The organism is Rhodopirellula islandica (assembly GCF_001027925.1).
In the GTDB taxonomy this organism is placed as follows: Bacteria; Planctomycetota; Planctomycetia; order Pirellulales; family Pirellulaceae; genus Rhodopirellula; species Rhodopirellula islandica.
Genome location: NZ_LECT01000025.1, coordinates 124,820 through 137,340, shown reverse-complemented (window position 1 = coordinate 137,340; position 12,521 = coordinate 124,820). Strand labels below are relative to the sequence as shown.

Sequence of the window (12,521 nt, the reverse complement as noted above, 5' to 3'; positions counted from 1 at the left end):
TGACAACCCGAATGCGCAAGCGAGGGATTCGATGTGGTCCCTCACTCATGCGTCGGGTTGTGATTCTGATGTAGGTTGGCCACTCTTGGCCGACATCGACAACTCTGACCGGCAAGAGTTCCCAATCTGCATGCGTTAAAAATGGCGGCGATGTACCAACGCGGGCTCGTCTGCCTGCTAGCGTTTCCAAATCGTGGCGTCCAAGTTCAGAATGACTTGGCACAACGAGGTCATTGCGGCGAGTTCGGGAAGGGAAACTTCGCGGGGCAGTTCTCGCTCACCGATGGACAGGTAGCTTTGGGCGGACTCGACGTCTTCCTCAAAGAAGTCCAGTTCGCGTTGATAAAGCGTGACAAGTTCTTCCCGTTCGGTTGCATCGGGACGTCGTCCGGCCAGCTTCAGGAACGCATTTTCAATTCTCTGTTCAGGGGCTTGGTCGCTCACCAAGTGGGTCGCCAACACCCGGGTCGCTTCGATGAACTGTTCGTCGTTGAGCAGCACGAGTGCTTGCAACGGCGTGTTGGTTCGCGAGCGTTTGACGGTGCAGACTTCCCGCGTCGAGGCATCGAAGACCATCATGTTGGGAAGCGGCGAGGTGCGTTTCCAAACGGAATACAGCGAACGTCGGTAGAGCGACTTGCCGACTGATTGTTGATACGCAGGCGACATCCCGTTGGATTCTCGCCACAGGTCTTGGCCCGGTTGATACGGCGACACTGGTGGGCCGCCCATCTCGGGGTTCAGCAACCCAGAGGCGGCCAGTGCGAGATCGCGAATTTGTTCGGCTGCGAGTCGGTAGGACGGGCCCCGGGCGAGCAATTGGTTCGTCGGGTCGCTCTCAAATTTTTCCTGGGTGCAGCGGGAGTCTTGCCGATAAGTCGCTGACAGCACGATGTTCCGGCACATGCGTTGGATGTCCCAGTCGTGATCGACGAAATCGCGAGCCAACCAGTCCAGCAATTCGGGATGCGTTGGCAGGTCGCCTTGCAAACCAAAGTTCTCGGGCGTGCGGACCAATGGATCGGCGAAGAAGTTGCCCCACAGTCGGTTGACGGCTACACGAGCGGTCAGTGGGTGTTCTGGGTGCGTGATCCATTGAGCCAGGCCCAAGCGGTCTTTCGGAGCGTCCTCAGGGAACGGAATCGGGATGGCTTTCAGGACCGTTCGTTCCACGCGTGTGGTTTCGTCGGTCTTGGCATCGTATTCCCCGCGGAGCAACAGGTGCGTTTCGCGAGGTTGCTCCATTTCACGCATGATGGGGACTTCTTGGATGACTTCTTCGGCCATCACATATTGATGTCGAGCCTGGCGAAGTTGAGCAACCGCATCGCGAGTGACTTGATCGATGGCGGACGCGAACGTCACTTCGTCGGCAGGTTGAGCCTCGCCGGTTGCGAGGACTTGCAGTTCAAGTGGCGTCAGGTTGCGTTCGTACAGTCGGACGTCATCGATCAAGCCGCCGGCGAAGCCACGAGCTCGGAAACGTTGGCCGATCACGAAGTCTCCGCCATGGTCGACGACGACATTGCATGACTTTTTGACTTCGTCACGCAGCGTCACCGTTTCCAGTTCCCGACCGTTGAGGAAAAGTTTCAGCCCCGACGCCTGGGAGGACCCGTCGTAGGTTGCCGCGACTTGATGCCATTGTTTGGCTGGGATCGATTCCACCGTTTTGACGCTGATCGCGTTGCCAGGCCAAACCCGAGCCAAACGAGATTCGAGGTGGCCGTCTTGGATCGTCAGGTCGTACCCGTTGTAGCCGCAGTCGGTGCCGCGAGTGTGGTGGACGATCAGGCTGCGTTCCGGTGATCGTTCGGGATCGTTGAGCGTGACAACGACGGTGAAAGACGTCCAGCGATCCAGCGGTTCAATCTCGTGAGCAGTCACGCCGCGTTCGCCATCGAGCTGCAATGCCATTCGTTCGATTGGACCGTTGGCTTGATCGGTTGATGGTGCTTTGGAATCGTCCTTGGCTGCTGAGCGAGCTTTTTCGTCATCGGCCAGCGTTGGATTCAGCCGAGCGATCTCGCAATTCTCGACGGGGACCAAATCACACATCCTCGCCCAAGACCGGTCGGACTCGGACGGGTGATAAACGGGTTTGACGGCGTTGTCGAATCCTTGGTCCAGCGCCAAGGCGAGGCGGAGGTCGGGGATGTCGTCGGCGGTGATGGAAGTCGCTTCGCTGGTCTTGAAACGTTCCTTCGCATCTGCAAGAACCGCTTGGTAGTGTTGTTCTGAAGCGGCCAGTTGTGTGCGAGCTTGTTCGAGTGCCGCGGATTCTTCTTCGGTTGGAAGCAGCATTGACGGGCAGGGCACTTTTTCGGTTCGATCGTAGACGCCGCTTTCGTCGATCGAGTTGAAGAACGCCGAGAGCGAATAGAAGTCACGAGCGGTGATCGGGTCGTACTTGTGATCGTGGCATCGGGCGCACTCCAATGTCAGTCCCATCACGGCAGTGCTGAAGGTGTGGACGCGATCAGCAGCGTTTTCGATTCGCCACTCTTCAAAGACCGCACCGCCTTCGTTGTTGAGACGGTGAATGCGATTGAAAGCGGTGGCCAGCCGTTGGTCTGGCGTGGGGTCTTCCAGCAAGTCACCGGCGATTTGCCAGGTCAAGAAATCGTCGTAAGGAAGATTCTGGTTCAGAGCACGAACGACCCAGTCTCGGTAGGGCCACTGCGTGTTGAGTTTGTCGCTTTGGTAGCCGTAAGAATCGGCGTAGCGAGCGACGTCGAGCCAGGCGATCGACATGTGTTCGCCGAACGCGGAGGACTTCAGCAGCTCATCGACCGCCGCTTCATACGCTCGTTCGCGATCTTTCTGGACGGCTTGTTCAAAGCTCTGAATGGTTTCCGCTGATGGTGGCAACCCGGTCAAGTCCAACGTGACTCGTCGCAACCAGCGCAACGGATCCGCTTCAGGGTTGGGCTGTTGCCCGGCCGCTTCGATTTTGGCCAGAACAAATGGATCGATGGTTTGTTGGGGCCAGTCGGCCTGTTTGACCGAGGGCGTTTCGACCGTCAGAGGCAGTTTTTCAAACGACCAATGCGCTGCGTAAGGAGCTCCTTCGTCGATCCAACGCTTGAGCATCTCTTTCTGCTCGTCGGTCAGCTCCAGATTCGCGTGCGGTGGTGGCATCAGCAGATCGGGATCGTCGCTTTGAATGCGGTCCAGCAACTCGTCTGATTCCAAGACGTACGCGGCATCTTCGCGAACATCCAATCGCAGGTCCGCTTCCCGGGTGGCTTCATCGGGACCGTGGCAGAAGTAACACCGGTCCGAAAGAATCGGCCGGATGTCGCGATTGAAATCAATGTCGTCGTTCGCGTGGACGATGACGCAGGTCACCGCAGGCCAAACGAAAAGCAAAGGGATCAGGTTGCGAAAAGAAACGAACATGGTGGGTGAGCAGCTGTGGGGGAGGATGCTTGATTCGGAGACCAGTTTGGCTGCAAAACACTTGGTTGTCTTGCATTGAGCGATTATTCTTGTGTAAAAAAACAGCATGAAAAAGACACTCCATAGACAAGGGTTTTTCGATCGATTGGCTCCCGGTCAGGAGATTCTGAAGCTGTTCGATTGGATGCCCGACGTGTCGTTCTTCGTCAAAGATCGCGAGGGCAGGTTCATGGCTCTGAATCGTCGTGGCTGTGAATACTGCGGGGTGCTGTCCGAGTCGGAGGCGATCGGGAAGACCGATCACGACTTCTTTCCCAAGACGCGGGCGGACGAGTACCGGGAAGATGATTTGCAGGTGATGGAGTCAAAGGAAGCGATCGTCAACCGAATCGAAAGTGCGCCCGAAGAAGCTGGTTCGCCCCGGTTGGTCACGACCAGCAAGATTCCACTGAAGGATCGTCGTGGGCGCGTGATCGGTGTGGCCGGTTTTTCGCGACAAGTCGAGCGGATGCAATCAGGCAGCGCGGACTCGTTGGCAAAGGTGATGCAGTACATCCACGCTCACTACCGTGAAGACATTCCGACCGGGCACTTGGCCGAGATGGCGGGGTTGTCAGCAAGTCACTTTGAGCGGCGGTTTCGATTGGCGTTTGGTGCCTCGCCACGCCAGTATTTGATTCGCGTTCGAATTGAGAACGCGGCGCGTGAGTTGCGAGAATCGGATGAGCGTGTGACTGCGATCGCACAGAGTTGCGGCTTCTATGACCACGCGCATTTCAGCCGTAGCTTTCAACGCATCATGAACATGTCGCCGACGCAGTATCGCAAACGCAAACAGGGCTGAACGCCGCTTCCCCAGAGTCGAACCATTGTCCCCCATTGTTCCGTCAGGCAGCGTTCTCTGCCGAACCATTTTCCAGGTTCAAACCAACGGTCTTCCAACGCGTTAAGCAATGATGCGGAAGTTCACCTCGTTTGGGATGGCTGGCTCATTCGTGGAAGTTAAGCAGGTCGGCAGGAGTCTTTCGGCATTTGGACTGTTTCGGTAAGCGTCGTTGCTCCCACGTACAACCGGGGCTAACGCCCAAACGGCTCACATGATGATGCCCGATCATTCCTGCCGACCTGCTTAGCGGTGCGGCGCAAGCCGCCCGGTGAGGAACCGGAGGGCTCGCGCCCTTCCGCTACGTCACTTGTGGTTCACGTGGTACTTACGGATTGGCGACGATTCAGCACTCCTCTTGCGAACCGTGCAGTTCTCGAGGGACATATTGGCCGGGGCCATCGGTGGAATAGTGCTGTTCCAGCGCGGCTTCGAATTCTTCCCGTGATCGCAAACGGATGAACGCCATCCGGACGTCCCGATAATTCGGATGACTCTGCGAATACTTGATGCAGAATTTCCGCATCAACAACGGTGCTCGCTGGAGCGTGTAAGTCTCCTCGCACAACGCGAAATGCTCTCGCATCACAGCAGCTTGTTCCGCGATGGTGGGCGGCGCGGGCAACGGCTCACCAGCGGCCAAGGCTCGCGATTGTTGAAAGATCCACGGGTTGCCAATGGCTCCACGAGCGATCGTGACACCGTCGATCCCCGTTTGACGCATCATTTCCAAGCCATCTTTGGCAGCAAACAGGTCGCCACTGCCGAGCACCTTCAAGCGGTCCCCCACGTGCTGCTTGACTTCCTTCAGAAACGCCCAGCGACTGGGACCAACGTAACGTTGAACCACCGTTCGGCCATGCACGGTCACGCCAGCCAACCCAGCGTCGATCGCTCCGTCTAGAATCTCAAAAAACTGCTCGCGTGATTCCGACGTGTCATCCATGCCACGTCGCATTTTGACCGTCACAGGAATGTGATCCGGCACCACGTCCCGAGTCCGACGCAGAATCTCGATCGCGACGGCGGGCTGCGACAGATGGAATCCACCACGGCAACGGCCCAGCACCTTTTTGACAGGGCATCCGAAGTTCACATCGATGACGTCAAAACCGGCCTCGACCAACTTCAACGCTCCCGCGGAAAACTGCTCGGGTTCGGCCCCCATCAATTGCCCGCCGACCGGATGTTCCTCATCCGCAATGTCCAGGAAGTGCCGCGTCTTTTCGCGTTTGGTCAGCGACAGCAGGAACTGATCCAGCATCACTTCGCAAATCGTGTAGCTGGCGCTGTGCCGCCTGGCGATCACGCGCATCGGCAAATCGCTGTACCCAGACAGCGCCGCCTGGACGACGGGGAAGCCAATTCGCACATTCCCCAGCGACAGCTCATTCCAATCATACGGAACGGTCGAGTTGGCTTCGGCAGGCGTTTCGCTGCAAACGGTCGATTCAGAGGCTGGAGAATTCATGCGAGCAGTTTAGCCCCCAAAACCAAAATCGACGATGGGAAATCGGTCGGCTTCGTCCGCGACTCTTGCCAGTGGGCAAATCATGCCGCATCCGCGACAATTGCCCCGCTATGCGTTACGTCGAACTTCACTGCCGGAGCAACTTCAGTTTTCTGGACGGGGCGTCTCACCCGGACGAATTGGTCCAACGTGCCGCCGAACTGGGCTACGAAGGGCTGGCGATCACCGACCGAGAATCGATCGCCGGCGTCGTCCGCGGCTTTTCTCCGGCCCAAGAACTGGGGCTGCAGTACATCGTCGGCACGCAAGTCCACCCGACCGACGCGCCGCCAATGGTGCTGTGGCCAAGCGACCGAAATGCGTACGGACGGATGTGCCGGATGCTTTCCAAGGGCCGCATGCGATGCGAAAAAGGCCGCTGCGAATTGTCGTTTGCCGACATCGCGGAACACTCGCAGGGAATCCTTGCCGGCGTCATCGGCACCGACGAATCAAGATCGATCGAAGACCATCACGCGCACGTCAACGATTCCCGGCAATTCCTTCGTGGTCCGTTTCGCGATGTATTCGATGACCGTGGTCACCTGCTGGTGTCGTTTCACCGGGGAGTCGACGACGCGGCCAAAGCCACCTGGCTGCGAGACCTTTCGCTGGCCACCGACGTGCCGCTGCTGGCCTGCGGTGACGTGCGTTACCACACCGCCGAACGCATGGCGCTGCATGACTGCGTGGTCGCCATTTCGAAAGGCAAATCGGTCGAACAAATTCAATCCGAACGACTCGTCAACAGCCAGCACCACCTGCGTTCGCTCGACGAGATCGCCGAACTCTACCGCGACGTCCCTGACGCGGTAACGCGGACCGTGGAGGTTGCTGGGCGATGCACGTTCACACTCGACCAATTGAAATACGAATACCCGGTGGAACTCGCACCGCAGGGGATGACGCCGATCGAGCATCTCAAACGCCTGACCTGGGAAGGCGCCCGCGGTCGATGGCCAGGCGGTGTGCCGGAGAAAATCATTGAGACGCTTCGGCATGAAGTCACCCTGATCGAGGAACTGAACTACGAAGCCTACTTCTTGACCGTCTGGGACCTGGTCCGGTTTGCACGCTCCCAAGAAATCCTCTGCCAAGGCCGCGGGTCAGCCGCGAATTCGGTCGTGTGTTACTGCCTCGGGATCACCGCGGTCGATCCGACGCACACGGATCTCTTGTTTGAGCGTTTCATCAGCCGTGAACGTGGAGAGGCCCCTGACATCGACGTGGACTTCGAACACCAACGTCGCGAAGAGGTGTTGCAGTACCTGTACGAAAAATACGGTCGCGATCGAGCCGGGATGACCGCCGTCGTCACGTGTTACCGCGCCAAAAGTGCGATTCGTGAAGTCGGAAAGGCTCTGTCCATTTCTCCCGACATCATCGATGCGGTTGCCAAGTTGGCGGGCAGCTATGGACGCAACCCGGAACTGCCCGAACGCTGTCGCGACGCGGGATTGGACCCTGACACACCGCTGGGTCGGCGATTTCTGTATCTCACGGAAACTCTGATTGGATTCCCGCGACACCTGTCCCAACATGTCGGCGGGATGGTGATGACGGCGGGCAGTTTATGCGAGCTGTGCGTGACCGAAAACGCAGCGATGCCAGGTCGCAGCGTGATCCAGTGGAACAAAGATGATTTGGATGACATTGGCATTTTGAAAGTCGACATTTTGGCGCTCGGGATGCTCTCCGCCATCCGGCGTTGCTTTGAACTGGTCAAGGATCATCACGACCGTGAGCTGTCACTGTCGACGATCCCACCGGATGACAAACCGACTTACGACATGATTTGTGCCGCCGACACGATGGGTGTGTTCCAAATCGAAAGCCGGGCTCAGATGAGCATGCTTCCGCGACTCAAACCGCGTTGCTACTACGACCTGGTGATCGAAGTCGCGATCGTTCGGCCGGGCCCGATCCAAGGCAACATGGTCCATCCGTTCTTGGCGGCTCGCGAAAATCCGGCGGAGGCGAAGTATCCCAACGATGCGATTCGCAAGGTGCTCGAGAAAACGCTTGGCGTTCCGATCTTTCAAGAACAAGCGATGAAGTTGGCCGTTGTTGCCGCTGGTTTCACTCCCGGGGAAGCCGATCAATTGCGGCGAGCCATGGCGGCATGGCGACGCCCCGGTGTGATCGACCGTTTCCGCACCAAGCTGCTCGAAGGAATGAACGCGAATGGGCTCAATGGTGAATTCGCGGAGAACGTGTTCCGCCAAATCCGCGGCTTTGGCGAATACGGGTTCCCTGAATCACACGCCGCATCGTTTGCACTGTTGGTTTACGCCTCGTGCTACTTGAAGCGACACTACCCGGCTGCGTTTTGTGCGGCGTTGCTGGACAGCCAACCGATGGGTTTTTACGCCCCGGCTCAGCTCATTCGCGATGCCCAGCAACACGGTGTGCAAGTCCTGCCCGTGGACGTCAACGACAGCGACCTTCGCACAAAGCTGATTCCTGATCTCAACCGATCTCAGCCCAAAATCCGGCTGGGCCTGCAAATGATTCGTGGGCTTCCCTCAGCTGTCGCGGACAAGATCTTGGGTGCCCGGGATGCGGGTGGACCGTTTGAGAACCTGCACGACTTGACCACGCGAGCCAATTTATCCCGATCAAACATCGCGACACTGGCGGATGCCGATGCGCTCGCCTCGATCGCGCAAGACCGCCGGGCCGCGGTTTGGCAATCGCTCGCTCAAGATGACTCGGGCGACTCGATGCCGCTGCTGGCCGATCTGGATCCGGATTGCAGCGTCCCAGAAGAATTGATCCCCATGTCACCGGCCGAGGAGGTCAAGAACGACTACGCGACAACGGGTTTGAGCCTGAAAGCCCACCCGGTCTCATTTTGGCGGGATGACCTGGATGCGCTGCGTTGCAAGCGTGCCTCGGACTTACCCAAACTCCGAGACGGCGTGCACGTTCGCGTCGCCGGCCTCGTCTTGATGCGTCAACGACCGGGCACCGCCAAGGGCATCACGTTTGTGACGCTGGAAGACGAGACCGGATCGATGAACTTGGTCTTGTTCGCTCAGGTTTGGAAGCGATTCTTCAAGATCGCGCGAGCCAGCGATGCCTGGATCGTCGATGGCAAACTGGAAAACAAAAAGGGCATCATTCACGTCATCGTCGGCCGAGTAGAAGACCTCAGCGAAAAGGCCACCGGGCTGCGGGTCCCCCGACGCGACTTTCACTGAGCCATCGTGCGTCTCGAACGATCGAGAACGCATTTGCCTTCTAAGCAGGTACGCAGAAATGATTGGGTCTAAATCAGTGAGCCGTTTGGGCGTTAGCCCCGGTTGTGCGTGGGAACCGTGGCTAACGCCAAGCGGCTCACATACCCGATGACACCTGCCGACCTGCTTAAGCGTCGCTTGGTCGACGTCGCCTTCTCCAACACGTAGCAATTTTCAGCCCGCCTCATCCAGTCGTTGCCCTGCTGATTTCACTATGATGGACGCCCGAACCTTGTAACAACTTCTAAGCGGACTCACCTTGCAATCCAAACCATTCTTTCAAGAGGCAATTGCCGCCCGCCGTTTGCACACCGGCATTCTCCTGTCCGGTTTGCTGCTCGGTGGAACGTGTGGCTGCCGCGAAAAGGAACCGGCGCGCATTGTGCCGAAAATGGAAACCTCGGTTGAAGCCTCCAATGCCCAGGCCCCCGACGCACGCGAATTGCTTGTGTCAGCGGAAAAGGCGGTGACGCTGAGGAATTGGTCCGACGCCAATCGATTCTTGAAAGATCTGTTGGTTGCCAAACCCGATCACCCGGCGGGTTTGTTTTTGATGGCACGCGTGCAGGCAGAAACAGGCAACCTGGACTCCGCGATCGAGATGCTTGCCAATGTCCCAGACAACGACGCGAAATTTGGAATCGCGGCCTTGGGCCAACGGGGCGAGTTTTTGCGTCAGGTCGGGCGAAATCAAGAAGCGATCCAAGTCTGGCAGGCGTTGTTGGCCAAACCCAGCGTGGCCAACGATCCATTTGCCAACCAGATCCGCTCTCAATTGGCGGCTGATTTGCAACACGTCGGTCGTCGAATCGAAGCAGGTGAACAACTGCGAATCCTGGTGAAGCAGTCTGCAGCCACCGAAGACCAATTGAGGCAACTTCTCTACATCACTCGACCTCCCAAGACGCGTGAGGAATTCGCCGCGGAGGTCGAACGCGAACGACTGCGAACGCAAGGCGTGGCCGTCGACTCACCGGATGCACCGGCCAGCTCAGACCTCAACTCAGCCTGGACGTCGTTGATCGAACGACGCACACGAGAAGCGATCGAAACGCTGCAGTCGGTGATCAAGCAACAACCGAGCATGCAGGCCCATGCCTTGCTCGCCTATGCCTACGCCGATTTGCAATCGTTCCCACAAATGCGAGCGACGATCGGTGACGCGAATTCCAATTCTTCACTGCCAGGCAATCTCCGCGACTTCCCGTCGTTTTGGATGGCGGTGGGTGCCCAAGCTTTGTTTGAGCAATCCACCGACGACGCCATCGGTGCTTTCGTGGAAGCGATGCGTCTGGACCCCACATCGGATCGTGCTCACGAACTGTTGGCTGCGGCATTGTTGCAAGCCGGCCGAGTCAACGCCGCGGAAGCGGTCGACGAACGCCGGTACCTGCTGGCTGGACCTCGCGAAGCCTATGTGGCGGTCGGTGCCGGACAACCCGATGACCTGCGGGCGGGCAAGTTTCTGGTGGAGGACTTGCTTCGTCTGGGCGAAATGGATCAAGCCTGCGAATGGCGAAAGGCCATTGCCAAACGGCATCCCGGACAGTGGGGGAGTGCTGACGAAGTCAAACAGGACTGTGCCGAGTGGAAATCGCTGGCCAAGGAAGATCGCCTCAAACGTCAGCTGGCTGGCATCTCTGTCGACCGCTATTCCAAACCCGATTTGGCTTGGTTGCGATCGACACCGAAAGCCATCTCTTCCACCACCAAGCCGCAAACGACGCCGTTCACTGATCCCCCATTCACGCCGCCGCGTTTGGTCGATGTGGCCGCGTCGGTTGGACTCAACGCGGTCTTTTACAATCGCCCCGAACGTGTTCTGAAACTCATGCGGTTGCACGAATCACTGGGGCCAGGCACCGCTGCCTTGGACTACGACCGCGATGGGCAAATTGACTTTTACATCAACCAGGCCTCTGGCGACCCGCCCCTGTCCTCTGGGACTCGCCCGAATCACTTGTTTCGTGGAACGGCCCGCGACAACGGATCACCGGTCTACGCCGACGTGACGTCGTCGGCAGCAGCGGATGACCGTGGATACGGCGTTGGATTGACGGCGGGCGATTGGAACCAAGATGGATGGGAGGATCTGGCCATCGCGAACGTGGGCCAGAACCGATTGTTCCTCAACCAAGGTGACGGAACGTTCGTCGACGCGACGGATCGGGTTGGATGGAGCTCCGAAAAATTCACCGCGTCGCTGGCGATGGCGGACATGGACGGCAACGGTTCGCCCGATTTGATCGAAATCAACTACGCCGACGACCCACGTGTTTTTGAACCGGTCGAAGTCAATTCACTCGGTCTTCCCACCAACCTGCCCGGTCCCAACCATTTCCATGCAGCAAACGATCAACTTTGGCTCAGCGATTCCCTAGGTCTGGCTCGGCAGGTGATCCTCCGGCGAGACGCCATCGTTGATCTGAATCGCGAGGCTCCCGAGCAGAACTCACCGAACACCCCAGTCCCACCCAAGGCTTCTGGTACCCATGCCCATACACCGAAGAACCTGCTTCCCAAATTGGGCGATGACGCCTTTCCTGGCCTCGGCCTGATCGCTGGCGAACTGGACGGGCAACCGGGACTGGAGTGCTTTGTTGCCAACGATTCTCGCCCCAACCAGTTCTGGAAGATCAGTCGGACTGGGTCGAAGGTGAAGTTGTTGCAATACGCTGAAACAATCGGACTGGCGACCAGTTCCCAAGGCAAAACAACCGCTTGCATGGGCGTCGGCGCCGCGGACTTCGACCGCAACGGAACGCAAGACATGGTCGTCGCGAACTGGTACGACGAATGGCTGAACCTGTATCAACAAGTTCGTCCGGGAATGTACCGTGATGTGGCGATCGCGTTTGGGCTGGATCGATTCAGCGACCACCAGGTTGGCTTTGGAATACAAGGCATCGATTACGACAACAATGGTTGGGTCGATCTGGTCATCGGCAACGGCCACATCGAAGACCTGACGCATCAACAGTTGCCCCTTCAAATGGAAACCCAGGTCCTGGTCAACTTGGGCGACCACTTTGAACAAGCTGACATGAAGTCGACGCTGGGCGGATACTGGGACACGCCTCACATCGGGCGTAGCTTGACCCGCTGCGATCACAACCGCGACGGCCGCCTGGATGCGTTGCTGTCAGACCTGCATGATCCACTGGCTTTGCTTGAGAACCAAACCGAAAACGACCATCACTGGGTTCAGCTCTCATTGGTGGCGACAAGCAGTGAACGATCAGCGATCGGAACTCGCGTCGAAATCATCGGTGCCGACAAGCCAGCGGTCGCGAGCCTCAACACGGGTAACGGGTTCGCTTGTCGCAACGAACCCGTCGTGCACTTGGGACTGGCCGGGATCAGTGATCCCGTGGACGTGCAGATCACCTGGCCAAACGGCGAACGTCAAACGCTCGAACAACTAACGGTCGATCGGCGTTACCTCGTCGTCGAGGCTCAAGACGCTTGGCCGGAGTGACTCAGC

At 58.1% G+C, this 12,521-nt stretch carries 5 protein-coding genes; 3 read left to right on the top strand and 2 right to left on the bottom strand.

What is annotated here, in order from left to right:
• Nucleotides 1–177: 177 nt before the first annotated feature.
• Nucleotides 178–3,402 carry a DUF1553 domain-containing protein gene (locus RISK_RS12705; protein WP_047814673.1) on the bottom strand — a complete coding sequence of 1,075 codons (3,225 nt, stop codon included), beginning with the start codon at nucleotides 3,400–3,402 and terminating at the stop codon, nucleotides 178–180.
• A gap of 106 nt (nucleotides 3,403–3,508) precedes the next feature.
• Between RISK_RS12705 and RISK_RS12700 the strand changes: the two genes are divergently transcribed.
• Nucleotides 3,509–4,246 (top strand): AraC family transcriptional regulator, encoded by a 738-nt coding sequence (locus tag RISK_RS12700; RefSeq protein WP_047814672.1) that lies wholly within the window; start codon nucleotides 3,509–3,511, stop codon nucleotides 4,244–4,246.
• A gap of 385 nt (nucleotides 4,247–4,631) precedes the next feature.
• On the opposite strand, the gene RISK_RS12695 is transcribed toward RISK_RS12700, so the two are convergent.
• The gene (locus tag RISK_RS12695; RefSeq protein ID WP_047814671.1) at nucleotides 4,632–5,756 is read right to left on the bottom strand and encodes a tRNA dihydrouridine synthase; all 1,125 of its coding nucleotides are present in this window, start codon (nucleotides 5,754–5,756) and stop codon (nucleotides 4,632–4,634) included.
• A 110-nt stretch (nucleotides 5,757–5,866) separates the two neighbouring features.
• On the opposite strand from RISK_RS12695, the gene RISK_RS12690 reads away from it, so the two are divergent.
• Nucleotides 5,867–8,998, top strand: a complete 3,132-nt coding sequence (locus tag RISK_RS12690) for an error-prone DNA polymerase (RefSeq protein WP_390173931.1) — start codon at nucleotides 5,867–5,869, stop codon at nucleotides 8,996–8,998.
• Between the two features lie 298 nt (nucleotides 8,999–9,296).
• The gene (locus RISK_RS12685) at nucleotides 9,297–12,515 is read left to right on the top strand and encodes an FG-GAP-like repeat-containing protein (RefSeq protein WP_047814669.1); all 3,219 of its coding nucleotides are present in this window, start codon (nucleotides 9,297–9,299) and stop codon (nucleotides 12,513–12,515) included.
• Nucleotides 12,516–12,521: the final 6 nt, after the last annotated feature.

Bases quoted from the DNA above. Each gene is read 5' to 3' on its own strand.
- RISK_RS12690 (WP_390173931.1), top strand. From the start codon at position 5,867: ATGCGTTACGTCGAACTTCACTGCCGGAGCAACTTCAGTTTTCTGGAC.
- RISK_RS12695 (WP_047814671.1), bottom strand. From the start codon at position 5,756: ATGAATTCTCCAGCCTCTGAATCGACCGTTTGCAGCGAAACGCCTGCC.
- RISK_RS12705 (WP_047814673.1), bottom strand. From the start codon at position 3,402: ATGTTCGTTTCTTTTCGCAACCTGATCCCTTTGCTTTTCGTTTGGCCT.
- RISK_RS12700 (WP_047814672.1), top strand. From the start codon at position 3,509: ATGAAAAAGACACTCCATAGACAAGGGTTTTTCGATCGATTGGCTCCC.